Origin of the sequence: Neisseria sp. P0009.S010, from assembly GCF_051958545.1 — a bacterium.
In the GTDB taxonomy this organism is placed as follows: Bacteria; Pseudomonadota; Gammaproteobacteria; order Burkholderiales; family Neisseriaceae; genus Neisseria; species Neisseria subflava_A.
Genome location: NZ_JBQCVH010000004.1, coordinates 71742 through 88809 on the forward strand (window position 1 = coordinate 71742; position 17068 = coordinate 88809).

General features: G+C 53.8%; 19 protein-coding genes and 1 tRNA gene. 7 read left to right on the forward strand and 13 right to left on the reverse strand.

What is annotated here, in order from left to right:
* Positions 1–220 precede the first annotated feature (220 nt).
* The 3 genes from thiE to ACTHSN_RS05205 all read left to right on the forward strand — a co-directional run bounded on the left by thiE (position 221) and on the right by ACTHSN_RS05205 (position 1982).
* Positions 221–838 carry a thiamine phosphate synthase gene (gene thiE, locus ACTHSN_RS05195; protein ID WP_440365140.1) on the forward strand — a complete coding sequence of 206 codons (618 nt, stop codon included), beginning with the start codon at positions 221–223 and terminating at the stop codon, positions 836–838.
* A 42-nt stretch (positions 839–880) separates the two neighbouring features.
* Positions 881–1075, forward strand: coding sequence for a sulfur carrier protein ThiS (gene thiS / locus ACTHSN_RS05200; RefSeq protein WP_107867976.1), 195 nt, complete (start codon positions 881–883; stop codon positions 1073–1075).
* A gap of 118 nt (positions 1076–1193) precedes the next feature.
* Positions 1194–1982 carry a thiazole synthase gene (locus ACTHSN_RS05205; protein ID WP_107867977.1) on the forward strand — a complete coding sequence of 263 codons (789 nt, stop codon included), beginning with the start codon at positions 1194–1196 and terminating at the stop codon, positions 1980–1982.
* 71 nt (positions 1983–2053) lie between these two features.
* Here the strand turns inward: ACTHSN_RS05205 and ACTHSN_RS05210 are convergent, their stop codons facing one another.
* The 10 genes from ACTHSN_RS05210 to ACTHSN_RS05255 form a co-directional block, all read right to left on the reverse strand.
* Positions 2054–2821: a uracil-DNA glycosylase family protein gene (locus ACTHSN_RS05210; RefSeq protein WP_107867978.1), complete on the reverse strand. Its 768-nt coding sequence runs from the start codon at positions 2819–2821 to the stop codon at positions 2054–2056.
* Positions 2815–3258 (reverse strand): ribosomal protein S18-alanine N-acetyltransferase, encoded by a 444-nt coding sequence (gene rimI / locus ACTHSN_RS05215; protein WP_440365141.1) that lies wholly within the window; start codon positions 3256–3258, stop codon positions 2815–2817. The genes ACTHSN_RS05210 and rimI overlap by 7 nt, the downstream gene beginning before the upstream one ends.
* On the reverse strand, positions 3255–3962 hold the full coding sequence (gene tsaB / locus ACTHSN_RS05220) for a tRNA (adenosine(37)-N6)-threonylcarbamoyltransferase complex dimerization subunit type 1 TsaB (RefSeq protein ID WP_440365174.1): 708 nt from the start codon (positions 3960–3962) through the stop codon (positions 3255–3257). Before tsaB ends, rimI begins: the two co-directional genes overlap by 4 nt.
* 129 nt (positions 3963–4091) lie before the next feature.
* Positions 4092–4766, reverse strand: coding sequence for a glutathione S-transferase family protein (locus ACTHSN_RS05225; RefSeq protein ID WP_070459670.1), 675 nt, complete (start codon positions 4764–4766; stop codon positions 4092–4094).
* An 8-nt stretch (positions 4767–4774) separates the two neighbouring features.
* On the reverse strand, positions 4775–5170 hold the full coding sequence (locus tag ACTHSN_RS05230; protein ID WP_440365142.1) for a hypothetical protein: 396 nt from the start codon (positions 5168–5170) through the stop codon (positions 4775–4777).
* Positions 5171–6337, reverse strand: a complete 1167-nt coding sequence (locus tag ACTHSN_RS05235; RefSeq protein WP_440365143.1) for a beta-ketoacyl-ACP synthase III — start codon at positions 6335–6337, stop codon at positions 5171–5173. It lies immediately after the preceding gene.
* Positions 6338–6356: 19 nt separating this feature from the next.
* Positions 6357–6602, reverse strand: a complete 246-nt coding sequence (locus tag ACTHSN_RS05240) for a GNAT family N-acetyltransferase (protein WP_254324381.1) — start codon at positions 6600–6602, stop codon at positions 6357–6359.
* Positions 6603–6636: 34 nt separating this feature from the next.
* Positions 6637–7545 (reverse strand): hypothetical protein, encoded by a 909-nt coding sequence (locus ACTHSN_RS05245; protein ID WP_107867983.1) that lies wholly within the window; start codon positions 7543–7545, stop codon positions 6637–6639.
* 102 nt (positions 7546–7647) lie between these two features.
* Complete coding sequence (locus tag ACTHSN_RS05250; RefSeq protein ID WP_141756644.1) at positions 7648–7845, reverse strand: hypothetical protein; 198 nt, start codon at positions 7843–7845, stop codon at positions 7648–7650.
* A 9-nt stretch (positions 7846–7854) separates the two neighbouring features.
* Positions 7855–7930, reverse strand: a tRNA-Phe gene (locus ACTHSN_RS05255).
* A gap of 204 nt (positions 7931–8134) precedes the next feature.
* On the opposite strand from ACTHSN_RS05255, the gene ACTHSN_RS05260 reads away from it, so the two are divergent.
* Complete coding sequence (locus ACTHSN_RS05260; RefSeq protein ID WP_440365144.1) at positions 8135–8695, forward strand: hypothetical protein; 561 nt, start codon at positions 8135–8137, stop codon at positions 8693–8695.
* Between the two features lie 47 nt (positions 8696–8742).
* Here the strand turns inward: ACTHSN_RS05260 and coaD are convergent, their stop codons facing one another.
* From coaD to ACTHSN_RS05275, 3 genes are all read right to left on the reverse strand, one after another.
* The gene (gene coaD, locus ACTHSN_RS05265) at positions 8743–9255 is read right to left on the reverse strand and encodes a pantetheine-phosphate adenylyltransferase (protein ID WP_107768681.1); all 513 of its coding nucleotides are present in this window, start codon (positions 9253–9255) and stop codon (positions 8743–8745) included.
* A 107-nt stretch (positions 9256–9362) separates the two neighbouring features.
* Positions 9363–10049: a Bax inhibitor-1 family protein gene (locus tag ACTHSN_RS05270; protein ID WP_107768682.1), complete on the reverse strand. Its 687-nt coding sequence runs from the start codon at positions 10047–10049 to the stop codon at positions 9363–9365.
* A gap of 163 nt (positions 10050–10212) precedes the next feature.
* Entirely contained in the window at positions 10213–10488 is a 276-nt protein-coding gene (locus ACTHSN_RS05275; RefSeq protein WP_070459650.1) for an oxidative damage protection protein, read from the reverse strand.
* Between the two features lie 127 nt (positions 10489–10615).
* On the opposite strand from ACTHSN_RS05275, the gene glnE reads away from it, so the two are divergent.
* The 3 genes from glnE (at position 10616) to glyS (ending at position 16973) form a co-directional block, all read left to right on the forward strand.
* Positions 10616–13300 carry a bifunctional [glutamate--ammonia ligase]-adenylyl-L-tyrosine phosphorylase/[glutamate--ammonia-ligase] adenylyltransferase gene (gene glnE, locus ACTHSN_RS05280; protein WP_440365145.1) on the forward strand — a complete coding sequence of 895 codons (2685 nt, stop codon included), beginning with the start codon at positions 10616–10618 and terminating at the stop codon, positions 13298–13300.
* A gap of 268 nt (positions 13301–13568) precedes the next feature.
* Positions 13569–14663 carry an FAD-dependent oxidoreductase gene (locus ACTHSN_RS05285; protein WP_070459646.1) on the forward strand — a complete coding sequence of 365 codons (1095 nt, stop codon included), beginning with the start codon at positions 13569–13571 and terminating at the stop codon, positions 14661–14663.
* Positions 14664–14831: 168 nt separating this feature from the next.
* Complete coding sequence (glyS, locus tag ACTHSN_RS05290; protein WP_070459643.1) at positions 14832–16973, forward strand: glycine--tRNA ligase subunit beta; 2142 nt, start codon at positions 14832–14834, stop codon at positions 16971–16973.
* Positions 16974–17068 lie beyond the last annotated feature (95 nt).

The following is a 17068-nucleotide window of genomic DNA, read 5'->3' on the forward strand; positions in this document are numbered from 1 at the left end:
AGGGGCTAACAAGAGAAATTTTTTCATGGGTTGTGTCTCCGAATGTGGGGCGCCAATATAGCACTCAATTTTGATGAAACCATCAGTATGTTCATATTTTTATAAAGCCAAAGCCGAATAGGGCAATATTCATTTTTTTAATCAGGCCGTCTGAAAACAAATATTATTCAGACGGCCTTTTCTGATAATATAACAACGAATTATTCCTTTCGGAGCCGTTATGACCTTCCCGCCACTCAAATCCCCCCTGAAATTTTACGCCGTCGTTCCCACCGCCGATTGGGTCGAGCGCATGGTCAAAGCAGGTGCCGACACGGTGCAACTGCGCTGCAAAACCTTGCATGGCGACGAGCTGAAACGTGAAATCGAACGTTGCGTCGCAGCCTGCCAAAACAGCGCAACCCAGCTTTTTATCAACGACCACTGGCGTGAAGCGATTGCCACAGGTGCATACGGCGTACATCTTGGACAGGAAGACATGGACACTGCCGACCTAGCCGCGATTGAAGCTGCCGGTTTGCGCTTGGGCTTGAGTACGCACTCCGTCGCTGAACTCGACCGCGCTTTGTCCGTACACCCCAGCTACGTCGCCAGCGGCGCGATTTTTCCGACTACGACCAAACAAATGCCAACTGCCCCGCAAGGTTTGGACAAACTGCGCGAATACGTCAGACAGGCACGCGGCACGCCCGTCGTTGCCATCGGCGGCATCGATTTGAACAACGCTGAAGATGTGCTTGCCACCGGCGTTTCCTCGCTCGCTGTTGTCCGCGCCGTGACCGAAGCGGAAAATCCCGAAGCGGTGGTTAAAGCGTTTCAGGCTTTGTGGAATGAATAAGGCCGTCTGAAAATAAGAAGTCTGACAAGAGGAGCAAACATCATGAAGATTATATTGAACAATGAAACCATCACATTAAACGGCACAACCGTTGCCGACCTTATCACCCAAACCACGCCGCAAAAACCGTTTGCCGTTGCCGTCAATACCCATTTTGTCGCCAAAGGCGCGTATGCGGAAACGGTTTTGAACGAAAACGACAAAGTCGATATTGTGCGGCCGGTGGTCGGCGGATAGGCGGTTTGCAATCAACAGGTTGGGCATTTGTGCCCGACTTTTGCCTGTTTGAATATCGGGCAGGGTTGCCCGATTGCCTTATGCTTAAAATCTAAAAAACAATACAAAGGAATCCATCATGTTTACCCTATACGGAGAAACTTTCCCTTCACGGCTGCTGCTCGGTACTGCTGCATACCCGACGCCGGAAATCCTCAAGCAGTCTGTTCAAATCGCGCAACCGGCGATGATTACCGTTTCGTTACGCCGCGCCGGCAGCGGCGGCGAAGCGCACGGGCAAGGTTTTTGGTCGTTGTTGGAAGAAATGGGCGTACCTGTGTTGCCCAATACCGCAGGCTGTCAAAGCGTTCAGGAAGCCGTAACCACTGCGCAAATGGCGCGTGAAGTGTTTGAAACCGATTGGATCAAACTCGAACTCATCGGCGACGACGACACCTTGCAGCCCGACGTCTTCCAGCTCGTCGAAGCGGCGGAAATCCTGATTAAAGACGGCTTCAAAGTGCTGCCTTATTGCACCGAAGACCTGATCGCCTGCCGCCGACTGCTTGACGCAGGCTGTCAGGCGTTGATGCCGTGGGCGGCGCCGATTGGCACGGGTTTGGGCGCGGTTCATGCTTATGCGCTGAAAGTCCTGCGCGAACGCCTGCCCGACACGCCGTTGATTATTGATGCCGGTTTGGGTTTGCCTTCGCAGGCGGCGCAAGTGATGGAATGGGGTTTTGACGGCGTGCTGCTGAATACCGCCGTTTCCCGTAGCGGCGATCCGGTCAATATGGCACGCGCTTTTACGCTTGCGGTCGAGTCGGGCCGTCTGGCTTATGAGGCGGAACCTGTGGAGGCGCGTGAGAAAGCGCGCGCCAGTACGCCGACGGTGGGCCAGCCTTTCTGGCATTCGGCGGAATATTGATAAACATTAGGGCGTGTCGAACACGCCCTTTTTTGTTGGTGGAAAACCTGATTTCAGGTTGAACAGAATGTTCAGACGGCCTTGGTCAAAAGCTGTTTCAATGGCTTTAAGATTTGCCAAGCCTGCGCTTTGAGTTGCGGCTGCATCAGCAGGCGGGCGGGGTGGGGAATGACGAAATGCGGCCGCTCTGCGCACAATTCGTTCATCAGCCCGATCATGTCGGGGCTGTCGAAGATTTTGCCGAGAAACAATACTGCGCGCGCTTGCGAAGCGGTCAACTCGTTTTGCATTTCGGCAAGCTCGGAGCGGATGTGTTCGGCATCGGGCAGGGCGGTAAATACGGGCGCGGTTTTGACCCATGCTGTTTTGTGCGCCTGCTCGGGCTTGAGGCCGATGGCGGCGAGGATGTTGTCGAGAAGCGTGCCGACGTCGCCGCTAAACAGCGTACCGTGCAGGCTGTCTTCGGTGGACGGGCAAATGCTGACCACCATGATTTCAGACGGCCTGATGGTTACGTCAAGGCGGGGCAGATTGTCTGAATGTGCGGTTTTTTCTGTTTTTGCCGATGTTTCGGCAATGGCTTTGGGTGCCGCTTCGGGAACACGGACAGCAGGTTTGGCCGTTTGCGCAGTGGCAATGGCGGCAGTGCGTGCCTGATGGGCACCTGCGGATAAAGTGCGCACGGCTTGCGCGGTATCGGCGGCAATGGTTTTGGGGCGGACGGGCGCGGCTGATGGTGCGGCTTGAGGCGCGGCATGGATGATTTTGGCGTTTCGGTTCAGCCACATCGGGCCCAAGCCCAAAGCTTCGTGCAGGTGCAGGTAGCGGCTGCTTAACATGATTTCTCCATCAATACGGCATCTTCGCTGCCACCATCGGGCAGGGCGTAGTAGTTTTTGCGGCGGCCGCAGGTTTGGAAGCCGTGTTTGCGGTAGAGCTGTTGCGCGGTTTCATTGCTTGAGCGGACTTCTAGCAGCAATCGGGTTACGCCTTGTTGTTGCACTGCGTTTTGCCAGTGTTGCAGCAGGGCGGACGCAATGCCTTGGCGGCGGTATTCGGGCGCGACGGCAATCAGGTGCAGTTCGGATTCGTCAAATACGGTTTGCCACACGATAAAGCCGGTAATTTGGTGGTCTGCCTGGCTGAGCCAAACGCTGTCGGGATGGTGTTGAACGGCTGATTCAAACTGCTGCGCCGTCCATGACGAAGGATTGCCTTGTGCGTCGATGGCGGCAAGGGTGGGGCAGTCGGCAAGTACGGCTGGACGCAGGTTCACGGTTTGGCCTTTTGTTGGGCTTGCTCTTGTGCGGTCAGGGCAATTTTGTTGCGGACGTAGAGCAACTCGGCGTGTGCCGCGTCAGTAGCAAGATAGCGGCCGCTGCGGGCAAGTTTAAGATAGTCGGCGGCGGTCGGCATATCGGCTTGACCGTCAAAAGGTGGTTTGTCGGCGAGGACAAAGGCATTGCCGATGCCGCCGGTAGGCGTTTTGCCTTCGGGCGCGGTAATGGCGACGGCTTTGCCAACCGTGTAATCGCTCAAGCGGACATGGTTTTGCGTATCAAACCATGCGTAGAACACTTCGCCCATGCGTGCATCGGTGGCCGCCAGTACGCAGCTTGATGGCGGCAGCAGCGAAGCGGCGGCATCGAGGCAGGGAATGCCGATCATGGGCGTGTCAAACGGCGTGGCCAAACCTTGTGCAACCGCCGCGCCGATACGCAGGCCGGTAAATGCGCCGGGGCCTTGTGCATAGACGATGTAGCCCAAATCGGCGGCAGTGATGCCTGCTTCTTTAAAGAGGCGCTCGATTTGCGGCAGGATTTGTTCGGATTGCTTGGTGCCGACATTTTCGTGAAACAGGCGGATTTCGCCTTGATGTTCCAATGCGATGGACAGAAAGGATGTGCTGGTGTCGATGGCAAGAGTCGGGCGGTTGTCGGTTGGCATGGTGTTATTTTTTAGAAGGATATGGGTTGCCATTATAGTGGAACGGCGAGAGGGAACAAAGCACTCGGGCGGCGCTTGGGTAAAAATGCCGTTTGCTGCAAAGCTATTCGATAAGTGAACCAAGATTTCAGGCCGTCTGAAAATATTTCAGACGGCCTTGTTTTATTGGTCAAGTTTCAATAAAGGCGAACCTGCTTTTTCAACGGCACGGCGGTAGGCTTCATGCGCTTCGATGAGTTGCAAATAAGCGCGGATATTGGGGTAGTCGGCAAAATCGAAGCGGTCGGCTGCGGCTTGCAGCGGATAACTCATCATGATGTCGGCACCGCTGAGGCTGTTGCCGACCAACCATTCGCGGTTTTCCAACTCGCTGTCGATGTGGGAAAGATGCAGCGCGGCTTGCGGAAGGATAAAGCTGCTTTTAACGCTGCCGCTGATTTTGCGGGCAATCGGTTTGACGAAAAACGGCATGGGTGCGCTTTCAATCCGGCGGAACACCAGTCCGAGCAGCAATAACGGCATCAGCGAACCTTCGGCATAATGCAGCCAGCGTTGATATTGCCAGTATTCGCGGCTGCCGCGTTCGGGCATCAGATGGCCGTTGCCGTAGGTTTGAATCAGGTAGTCGGTAATCGCGCCGCTTTCCGCCAAGATAAAGCCGTCATCATCCAATAAAGGCGATTTGCCCAAGGGATGGATGGCTTTAAGTTCGTCAGGGGCGAGCAAAGTGTCGGGATGGCGGCGGTAGGTTTGCAGGCGGTAGGGCGTACCGAGGATTTCAAGCAGCCAAACAATGCGCAGGGCGCGGGATTGGTTGAGCGAATGCAGGGTAATCATGAGGGACTTTAAATATTGGTTTGTTTGAGGCCGTCTATGCTGATTTGGCAGGCATCGGCGTATTTTTGCAGGGTTTTGGCCGGTAGTTTGGCGAACACTTCGGGGCGGAAATGCCGACGAAGCTGCCATTTCCATACGCCTGCCGCCAGGGCCAAGCCGGTTTCATCATAACGGCAGCGGAACATATGGTAGTACAGCGGCGAATATTCGCCTTTTTCGACGGCTTCGCGCGCGGCCTGCGTTTGGGCATCGAGTTCGCACACCGCCATTTCGGTGGCGTAGGCTTCGTCCTGCCAACCGTTGCTGGTGGCCGCTTCGTAGTGGCCGTCGCGGGTGCCGTAGATGACTTTGCGGTGGCCGTGGTAGCTGGCGCTGTTGTCTTGAGGAATGTCGTCAATTTTCATTCAGACGGCCTTTACTGCTTCCAAAAGCATGAAACATGTTGAAAAGCGTCCGCTTTCCGGAACGTAACACAGGATTTTTTGGCCGTGTTCGATGGGAAAGGTGCGCAGAAATTCTTCAAGGATGATGTAAATCGAGGCCGAACCCGTGTTGCCTTTGCTGTGCAGATTGGTAAACCATTTTTCCTGCGGAATGTCGAAGCCGATGTTTTTCAGGCCGTCTGAAAGGCGGTCGCGGAAAAAGCCGGAAGAGTAGTGGGGCAGGAACCAATCGATTTCTTCGGCGCGGATGCCGTGTTTGGCGGCGATTTGGGAGAGGGGTTTTTCCACCGTATAGCGGACGATGTTTTCGTTCAGCAGTTTGACGTCCTGCTTGACCGCCATCAGGCTGTGGCGGCGGCCGTAATCGGCATCGGCGTGTTTCCAGCCTTCAAATACGCCATTGCGGAATTCTGCGCCTGCATACATGCAGGGAGGCATTTCGTTGGCGTAGGAAAGCAGGTCTATCCAATGGATTTTCAGGCTGAGGCCGTCTGAATTGGGGCGGTCGGACAGATACACCGCGCCTGCGCCGTCAGACAGCATCCAGCGCAAAAAGTCTTTTTCAAACCCGATTTCGGGGGACGCGTTTTCCAGTTTTTTATGGTCGGTTTCACTTTGGAACACTTCGCCGCGCATGACCGCCGAGGCGTTTTCGGAAGCAACGGAAACTGCATGTGCGTGTTCGCCGGTACGCACGGCGTTGTAGGCGTGTTTCATCGCCGCCATACCTGCCGCGCATACGCCTGCCATGCTGAACACTTCGCAAGGCGGCATATCCAGTAAACCATGCACCATCACACCGTGTCCGGGCATGGTTTGGTCGGGATAGGAAGTGGCGCAGGCCAGGCTGCCTATGGCTTCTGCAGGAACGCCTTGGGCAAACAGGCCGTTGACCGCTTCGGCAGCCAATTCGGCATTGGTGTGCGTCGTGCGGCGGCTTTCGGGATCGATGGCGTAATGGCGCGACAAAATGCCGTTGGAACGCAAAATCATACGGCGCACGCGTGACGGCACATCGCCTGCCATGCCGAGGACGGCTTCCATTTCGTCATTGCCGACGGGGACATTGGGCAAAAAGGCAGAAACGCGGTTGAGATAAACGTCTTTGAGTGTGTTATTCGATGTCATGATGTGGTTGTCAAAATAATCAACCGATAAACCGCGCCGCGTAGTCGCAGCTTGCAGTCAACGGGATGTGGTGTGTTTCGGCGTATTCCATCAGCGCGCTCACCAGCAGTTTGGCAATGCCGCGATGACGGAAGTTGGGCGAGACCACGGTATGGTTTACGTCCCAGCCGCCGTTGTGTTCGGTATAGCTGATATAGCCTGCTTCCAAACCGTCAATATCGATTTGAAAGCGACGGCGTTCGGGGTAGTGGATAACTTTGGGCATGATGGATTCCTAGTTTGAGGCCGTCTGAAATGGATTATCTGCCTGACGGTTGTTCATAATAGTCCGCCAGCTTTTTCAGACGGCCTTTGAGCAGCGGATGCAGCAGTTTTTTCAAAATTACACTGATGGGTAAAACCACCAAAATCATCGCCAATAAAAAGACGATGTAGAAGCACAGCAGCGCACGGCGCAAGAGCGGAGAAATACGGCCTGCCGCAATCAAAAGCTTGCCCCAGACGAAGAAGCTACGGCCGGCGGCATGTTCGCTGAAAATCAGTTTTTCATTGACTGTCACCGCGCCCATGTTTTGAAACAGGGTTTCGTCCAAAGGCTGTTGGTTCAATAGTGTATCGCACAATTTCGTACCAAACCGCGCCGCATCCGCCAATTCTTCTTCAGCAATGCCGGCAGAGGGCAGGGAGCGGAAATAGCGTTTGTCACCGGTCAGCATCCATGCGGGCGTGGTAATGAAACTTGCCGCGCTGTTGCAGTCATCGATTTTTACGATGTTGCCGATGAGTTTGGCGCCGTTTTGTTTCAGCAAAGATTTCATTTTTTCCTGCGCGCCCAGCCACATATTGCGGCAGCCAATAAGCGTGATGACCGGTTTGCCGTCCAGCAGGCGGCGCGTTTCTTCGCGTTGCAAAAAGGCGGTCATCGGTTGCGAAGGAGAGAGGAACCAAACGGTATAGGCAATGACCACCACATCGTAATCTTCGGATGGGATTTGCGGCGGCAGAATCGGGGCGGGTTTTAAATGGACGGTTTCAGGAAAGGTATCGAAAAAACGCCAAAACGGCCACGGAAACGGAAATGCCTGCTCCGGTACGATATTGACGCAATCGACCTGTATGCCGGCTGTTTGCAACGGCGCGGCAAAATTTCGCGCCAGGCTGGAGAGCTGCCCCGTCTGCGAGTAATGCACGATCAGCACTTTTTTCATTATCTTCCCTGCAATGAGTAAGTTATGGTTGGTTTGGACGGTATTATATAGTAAACCGACCTGCCTTGAACTTTATTCATATTCAGTATGTTCGCGTAGGTTTCAGCCGATTTGGATGGAAGCGCCGTATTCTGTCGGAATGGGGCGGTGAAGCGGATTTTTATGCCATGCCAACATGAACAATGGCCGTCTGAAATTTTTCAGACGGCCTTGTGTGGAAATCGGGACGCATGGTCTGGAACGGGATTTGCGCTTAAAGCATACGTTCAAATCGTATAGATAAAAAAATAACCGCTTCAAGGCGGTTTGTGGTGGCCAGAGGCGGAATCGAACCGCCGACACACGGATTTTCAATCCGTTGCTCTACCAACTGAGCTATCTGGCCTTCGCGTGTTTCGTTGCGAGATGTGAATTAAACCAAATTTCGTTTCCTTGTGCAAGTATTTGTAGGCTTTATTTTTGAGGCGGTAAATTAAGATTTTGTTTTGTATTGAATTATTTTTCGTTTTAATTGGCGGTTTTTAGGTTTGCCGGTTTGATTTTCAGACGGCCTAAGATACAATCGGCTTTTTTGCTTTGGATTTATGCCATGCTGTATGTGTTTGTTCGTGATATGTGGGATGTTTTGCGTTTGCGCTATCGTTCGCCGGAGACGTATTTGTATTCGCCTTTGGTGATGGCGGCGGTGTTGCTGCTGTTGGGTGTCGTGAACGCGGCCAGCATGTCGCCTTTGTTTGGCAGTGGCGTGGTGGCGGTGTGCCTGTCGGTGATTTTGGTGATTGTGAAATGGTTGGTGTTGAGCCGCTCGATGCGCAAGGTGCTGCATTATTACGGTGCGCCCCGGCTGCCTTTGTGGGGCTTTATTTTGGTGTCTGAGGCTTTGCTGCTGCCGCTGTTGCTGGTGTTGTATGTGCCGGCGTTGGCTGTGTTTGCGCTGTTGTGGCAGGCTTGGGTGTTTGTGGTGCAGGTACGCGGTTTGATGTGGATGGGGAATGCGACGGTAGGCCGTGTTTTGGTGGGCTATCTGTTGTATGGTTTCGGCGTGTTGTGTGTGGGTACGGTGATTTTGATGCTGTTTATTGCCGCCGGTTGGTTGGATATGGAAACGTTGAATCAAAACCTGCAGGCGTTGACGTCTGCCCGTAAATAATCAATGAAAATTGGAAGGCCGTCTGAAATGTTCAGACGGCCTTTGTTTTATGTGTTTGTTTCGTGGTCTTGCAGAATTTTTTGATAGACGGGGTCGGGGAGGTAGCGGCCTATCATATCGCGCCAGCCTTGTGGGCCGACCAGGCCTTTGACCATGGTGGAGGACACTTCGGCTATTTCGCGCGGCGGCATTAGGAAGACGGTGGAGATTTCGGGGGCGATGTCGCTGTTGATGTAGCGCATCGAGCGTTCGTATTCGTAGTCGGCGGCGGAACGGATGCCGCGGACGATAAAATTGGCTTTGGCTTCGCGGGCGTAATCGACCAAAAAGCGGTTTTCAAACACGCTGATGCGGACGTTGGGGAAGGGGTGGGTAATGGCATCGAGCATGGCGCAGCGTTCTTCTATGGTGTAGGTGCTGCGCTTTTCGGGATTGGTGCCGATGGCGACGATGAGTTCGTCAAAGAGGGACTGGGCTTCCTGTATCATCCACAGGTGGCCGAGGGTGGGAGGGTCGAAGCTGCCTGCGTACACGGCACGGCGCGGAGTGGTCGTGGTCATTTTGGGTTGGGAATGGGGTTTGTGTGGCGTTCAGGATAGGGGAGTTTGCTGGTGATGTCAAAAATCAAAAAGGCCGTCTGAAATTTCAGACGGCCTTTGCGGCTTTATCAGTCGTCACCACTAATAGAGATGAGGATTCTCAAGAGGCTGCTGAAAATGTTGTAGATGGAGATGAAGATGGTCAGCGCCGCGCTGATGTGGCTGTCTTCGCCGCCGTCAATAACGGCACGCACCTGCCACATAATCATCAGGGAACTGAAGACAACGAAGCCGGCCGCGATGGTCAGGCTCAGGGCAGGGATGTTGAGGAAGATGTTGGCCACAACGGCAATCATGAGCACGATCGCACCGGCGCCGAGGAAGCTGCCGAGTTTGTTCATGTTCATTGTGGTGCGGCGTGCCATGGCGGACATGGTGAAGAATACGCCGGCGGTCATGGCGGCGGCCGTACCGACGATTTGCGCGCCGTTGTTAATAGACAGTGCGTATTGCAACATAGGGCTGATGGCAAGGCCCATGCCGAAAGTGAAGATCATCAACAGGGCTACGCCGACGTTGCTGTAACGGTTTTTCTCAATCAGGAAGGTCATGCCGTAGAAAAAGCCGAAGAAGGCGGCCAGGGCAACATAGTATGAACCGAACATGGCGAAAATGTTAAAGCCTGTTTTGGCGGAAAAGAATGCGCCGGCAATGGCAGGAATGAAAGACAGGCCGAGCAGGCGGTAGGTTTTTTGCAGGACGGTATTTTTGGCAACCGAGCCTTGCGAGGTATAGTCGTAAACGTCGTTTTGCATGGCGTTTGCTCCAGTGTGGATTGAAATAAATGAAATTTGGATTCTAACAGAGAATCATGGGTTTGTATGATTTATCTGTTCTATTTGCCTAATATGCGGGGCAATCGGGAATTTTAAAGGCCGTCTGAAAATCGGGTTTCAGACGGCCTTGGCTTTTCAATGCTTATTTAGGCTCTTGCGGAACGTAGCCTTGTACGGCATCTGCTCCGTCGCCGAAGAAGTATTGTTCCATCTGCTGGGCGAGGTATTCGCGTGCGCGCGGATCGGCAAGGCTTAGACGGTTTTCGTTGATCAGCATGGTTTGGTGGCGGGTCCAAGCTATCCATGCTTCTTGGGAAACGTTTTCGAAGATGCGTTTGCCCAGTTCGTTGGGCAGCGGCGGAAATTTCATGCCTTCGGCTTCTTTGCCGAGTTTGACGCAGTGAACCATACGGGTCATGGCGGTTTCCTTATGATGGGTTGCAAAGTTGGTATTTTAGCCGATTGCACGGATAGGGGAAAGCGTGGCTTTCAGACGGCCTGAAAGCTTGCTATGATGGTCTTTTCTGTTTATTCAGGCAAAGATTATGAACCGCCTTGATACTGCCCGCCGTTATTCCCTTTTTCTCGCCCGTAATCTTGATTCCGGCAAACTCAAGCCCGAAATTTTCCTGCCTATGCTGGACAAGGCGTTGACCGAAGCTGATTTTCAAGCTTTTGCCGATTGGGACAAAATCCGTGCGGAAGAAAACGAGGAAGAATTAGCGCGGCAGTTGCGCGAGTTGCGCCGTTATGTCGTGTCGCAGATTATCGTGCGCGATATCAACCGCATCAGTGATTTGAACGAAGTAACCCGCACAATTACGCTGTTTGCCGATTTTGCCGTCAATACCGCGTTGAACTTTTCCTACGCCTATTATCAGGACATGTACGGCACGCCGATCGGGCGTTATACGAAATCGCCACAACATTTGAGCGTGGTGGCAATGGGCAAGGCGGGCGGCTATGAGCTGAACGTGTCTTCCGACATCGATTTGATTTTCATCTATCCCGAATCGGGCGATACGGACGGCAGGCGCGAACGCGGCAATCAAGAGTTTTTCACCAAAGTCGGGCAGAAACTAATTGCGCTGCTGAACGACATTACCGCCGACGGGCAGGTGTTCCGCGTCGATATGCGGCTGCGGCCAGACGGCGATTCGGGCGCGCTGGTATTGAGCGAAACCGCGCTGGAGCAATACCTGATCACGCAGGGGCGCGAATGGGAACGCTATGCGTGGTGCAAAGGCCGCGTGGTTACGCCGTATCCGAACGACATCAAAGCGTTGGTGCGCCCCTTTGTGTTCCGCAAATATCTGGATTACAGCGCATATGAAGCAATGCGCAACCTGCACCGCCAAATCCGCAGCGAAGTCAGCAAAAAAGGCATGGCGGACAACATCAAACTCGGCGCGGGCGGCATCCGCGAAGTCGAATTTATCGCCCAGATTTTCCAGATGATACGCGGCGGGCAAATGCGCGCGCTGCAACTGAAAGGCACGCAGGAAACGCTGAAGAAACTTGCCGAGCTGGGCATCATGCCGTCTGAAAACGTCGAAACCCTGCTTGCCGCCTACCGCTTCCTGCGCGACGTCGAACACCGCCTGCAATACTGGGACGACCAGCAAACCCAAACCCTGCCCACCTCGCCCGAACAGCAACAACTGCTCGCCGAAAGCATGGGTTTCGACAGCTACGCCGCCTTTTCAGACGACCTCAACATTCACCGCACCAAGGTCAATCAGTTGTTCAACGAAATTTTAAGCGAACCCGAAGAGCAAACTCCCGACAACAGCGAATGGCAATGGGCATGGCAGGATAAACCCGACGAAGAAGAGCGGCTAGGCCGTCTGAAAGAATATGGGTTTGATGCCGAAACCATCGCCGCAAGGCTAGACCAAATCCGGTACGGCCATAAATACCGCCACCTTTCCGCACACGCCCAGCCGCGTTTCGACGCGATTGTGCCGCTGTTCGTGCAGGCAGCGGCCGAGCAACCCAACCCGACCGATACATTAATGCGGCTGTTTGACTTCCTCGAAAACATCAGCCGCCGCTCCGCCTATCTCGCCTTCCTCAACGAACATCCGCAAACCCTGGCGCAACTGGCGCAGATTATGAGCCAAAGCTCATGGGTGGCGGCGTATCTGAGCAAATACCCAATTCTGCTGGACGAACTCATCAGCGCGCAGCTTTTGGATACCGCGTTCGACTGGCAAGCCCTTGCCGCCGCCCTTTCAGACGACATCAAAGCCTGCGGCGGCGACACCGAAGCGCAAATGGACACCCTGCGCCGCTTCCAGCACGCCCAAATCTTCCGCCTCGCCGTCCAAGACCTCGCCGGACTGTGGACGGTAGAATCCCTCTCCGACCAACTTTCCGCCCTCGCCGACACCATCCTCGCCGCCGCCGTGTCGTGTGCGTGGGCGGATATGCCCAAAAAACACCGAGACACGCCGCAATTTGCCATCATCGGTTACGGCAAACTGGGCGGTAAAGAGCTCAGCTATTCCTCCGACCTCGACTTGGTCTATCTTTACGACGACCCTCATTCCGACGCAGGCGACGTTTACAGCCGCCTTGCTCGCCGGCTGACCAACTGGCTTTCCGCCGCCACCGGCGCAGGCAGCCTCTACGAAACCGACCTGCGCCTGCGCCCCAACGGCGACGCTGGTTTCCTCGCCCACAGCATCGCCGCCTTTGAAAAATACCAGCGCGAAAACGCCTGGACGTGGGAACACCAATCCCTTACCCGCGCCCGTTTTATCTGCGGTACGCCTGATGTTCAGACGGCCTTCGACCGCATCCGCACCGAAATCCTCACCGCCGAACGCGACCAAACCGCCTTGGCAGGCGAAATCATCGAAATGCGCGAAAAAATGTTCCCCACCCATCCGCCGGTTGACAGCAACGTCAAATACGCGCGCGGCGGCGTGGTCGACGTCGAATTTATCGTCCAATACCTCATCCTTGCCCATGCCCGACGGTATCCGCAACTCCTCGACAACTACGGCAACATCGCCCTCTTAAACATCGCCGCCGACTGCGGCCTCATCGACAAAACCCTCGCCGAACAAAGCCGCACCGCCTACCGCTACTACCGCCAGCAGCAACACAACGCCAAACTGCGCGATGCCAAAAAAACCGAAGTAACGGACGAATTGCTGACCCACTACGGCAATGTGCGAAAACTATGGCAGGAAGTATTCGGAGTAGAAGTGAAGTTCGGATAAGCAGGCGGACGTATTCAGCGTCAAAAGCCCTATACAGCAACATAATTTACTGCCAGGACAAATTCACTCTAAATAGTAGGTTTTATGTAAGGAAGATATTTTTATAAAAGCTGATTGGCAGCTTGAGGGAAGTTTTTGTTTACGTATTACTGATTCAGCCCAAGTATGATCTGCAAAAGCTGTTCTCATTTTCTGTAGATATTGTGATACAGCAAAACAAGTTCTAAAATATGCAGCTCATTTTCATATTAAAAACAAGGAGAAACTGATGTCTAAGATTGCGGTACTCGGCGGCGGCCTTTCCGGTCGCCTTATTGCGTTCCAATTGGCGGAGCAGGGTGTGGCGGTAGAGTTGTTTGAGAAAGGCGAACGTAACGGCGCACAAGCCGCAGCCTATGTTGCCGCCGCCATGTTAGCGCCGTCTGCCGAAGCGGTGGAGGCAACGCCCGAAGTCATCCGTTTAGGCAAACAAAGCATTGCGCTTTGGCGCGCTATTGTCGGCCGTCTGAATACGCCGGTGATGATGCAGGAAAACGGTAGTCTGATTGTCTGGCACACGCAGGACAAGCCGCTTTCCGCCGAGTTTGCCCGTCATTTGAAGCGCGGCGGTGTGGCGGAATATGAAACCATACGTTGGAACGCGGATGAAATCGCAGCAAACGAGCCGCAACTGGCAGGGAGGTTTTCAGACGGCCTGTATCTGCCGACAGAAGGGCAGTTGGACGGACGGCAGGTATTGAATGCGCTGGCCGATGCTTTGGAGTCAATGAATGTAGCGTGCCATTGGTCGTACGAACGCGAAGTCGAAGATTTTGCGGCGCAATACGATTGGGTCATCGACTGCCGCGGTTATGGTGCAAAGAGCGCGTGGAACAGGCCGTCTGAAAGCCAATTGCGCGGCATACGCGGCGAAGTGGCGCGCGTTTACGCACCCGAAGTCGAGCTGTCCCGCCCCGTGCGCCTGCTGCATCCGCGCTATCCTTTGTATATCGCGCCGAAGGAAAACCATATTTTTGTGATTGGTGCGACCCAAATCGAAAGCGAAAGCCAAGCGCCGGCCAGCGTGCGTTCTGGTTTGGAACTTTTGTCCGCGCTGTACGCCGTGCATCCGGCATTTGGCGAGGCGAACCTTTTGGAACTGGCCACCGGCCTGCGCCCGACGTTAAACCACCACAATCCCGAAATCCGCTTCAACCGCGAACGCCGCCTGATTGAAGTCAACGGCCTGTTCCGCCACGGCTTTATGATTTCCCCGGCCGTTACCGGCGCGGCCGTGCGTTTGGCCGGTGCGCTGTTTGCCGGAAGCGACATTCCCGAATACGACGAAACCAGTGGTTTGCCGTATATCCGCGCTGCGAATTGAAGCTGTTGCGGACGAAGTGGCTTGAAAATCGGGCAAATTGTTTGTGAAAGACAGCCACAGGCCGTCTGAAAATGATAAAATCGCCGTCAATTCAATTAACCTTGCGTCTGAAAACCGCATGATGCCGTATTCAGACGCCAAACCAATTTCCTATTTAACGATAAGCACATGACAACCCAAACCCTTTTAATCGAACTTCTCACTGAAGAACTCCCGCCAAAAGCCCTCAATAATCTGGGCAACCATTTTGCCGCTTCCGTTGCCGAAGGCTTGGAAAAGGCGCAACTGATTGACGGCGCAGCCGAATACACTGCCTACGCTTCTCCGCGCCGTTTGGCCGTTCAAATCAAAAACGTGAAAGCCGTTCAAGCCGATCAAAAAATCGTGAAAAAAGGCCCGGCCGTGGCGAATGCTATGAAAGACGGTGCGCCGACTAAGGCTTTGGAAGGTTTTGCGCGCGGTGCGGGTGCGAAAATCGAAGACCTGACCATCATCAACGACGGCAAGCAAGACGTGTACGCCTACGAATACGTCCAAACCGGCAAACCGCTGGGCGAGCTCTTGGAAGACATCATCAATGCCGCAGTGAAAAAATTGCCGATTCCTAAAGTCATGCGTTGGGGCAGCAGCACATTTACCTTCGTGCGCCCTGTACACAGCCTGATCGTGCTGCACGGCGGCGACATCGTAAATGTCAGCGTTTTGGGCCTGCAAAGCGGCAACAAAACATTGGGTCACCGTTTCCTCTCCAACGGCGAAATCACCATTGAAAACGCCGACAGCTACGCCTTGCAAATGCGTGAGCAAGGCAAAGTCGTCGCTTCGTTTGCCGAGCGCAAAGCCGCCATTCAGACGGCCTTGAACGAGCAGGCAGGCCGTCTGAACGCGACCGTTGCCGCCGATGAAGCCTTGTTGGATGAAGTGACCGCATTGGTCGAATGGCCTGTGGTATTGGAAGCCGGTTTTGAAGAACACTTCCTCGCCGTGCCTCAAGAATGCTTGATTCTGACCATGCAGCAAAACCAAAAATACTTCCCGCTGCTCGATCCAAACGGCAAGCTGATGAACCGCTTCCTGCTGGTTTCCAACCTGCAAACCGAAGACCCGTCGCATATCATCCAAGGCAACGAACGCGTTTTGCGCGCGCGCCTGTCTGATGCCGAGTTCTTCTACAAACAAGACCAAAAAGCGACTTTGGAAAGCCGCCTGCCGAAATTGTCCAGCGTGGTTTACCACAACAAAATCGGTTCGCAAGCCGAGCGTATCGGGCGCCTACAAATCATAGCCGCCTACATCGCCGAAGCTTTGGGCGCAGACGCCGCAGCAGCCGAACGCGCCGCGCGTTTGGCAAAAGCCGACTTGGTGACCGAAATGGTCGGCGAATTCCCTGAACTGCAAGGCACGATGGGCAAATACTATGCCCGCTTGGACGGCGAAACCGAAGAAATCGCCGAAGCTATTGAGCAACATTATTGGCCACGTTTTGCAGGTGACAATCTTCCTCAAAGCAAAATCGCTATCGCTGTTGCGCTGGCCGACAAGCTAGAAACCTTAGTTGGCATTTGGGGTATTGGACAAATTCCTACCGGTGATAAAGATCCTTACGCCTTGCGTCGTGCCACATTGGGTATTTTGCGGATACTAATGTTACCTGAGTGTAAAGGAGATGAATTAGGATTAGGTAAGTTAATTGATAAAACATATAAAACCTTTCCTCGTGGTTGGAAAGATATGGCAAATTCCTTGGAACAGCGACATTTTTTGTCCAAAATAACCTCTTTCATAGAGACCCGTTTAGCAATTCTTTTACAAAATGAATATTCGCAAGACGTAATCTCAGCAGTTTTGAAAGGTCCGAAACAAACTCCTGAAGAAAGTAAACAGGGAGTAAGTCGTTGGTTTCATAAGCTATATAATCTCCATGCCAAACTGCAAGCCGTCGCCGCGTTCAAACAACTGCCCGAAGCCGCCGCGCTCGCTGCCGCCAACAAACGCGTGCAAAACCTGCTGAAAAAAGCCGATGCCGAGTTGGGTGCGGTTAACGAAAGCCTGCTGCAACAAGACGAAGAAAAAGCCCTGTATGCCGCCGCGCAAGGTTTGCAGCCGAAAATTGCCGCCGCTGTTGCCGAAGGCAATTTCCAAACTGCTTTGTCCGAGCTGGCTTCCGTCAAACCGCAAGTCGATGCATTCTTCGACGGCGTGATGGTAATGGCTGAAGATGCCGCCGTGAAGCAAAACCGTTTGAACCTGTTGAACCGCTTGGCAGAACAAATGAACGCAGTTGCCGACATTGCGCTCTTGAGCGAATAAGGCCGCGTTTCAGTTGACCCTTTTTTCAGGCTGCCCGATGATTCAGGCAGCCTGAAGTTTTTCGGGCGTATCCCTTGCATGGCGTTCAAGGGTAT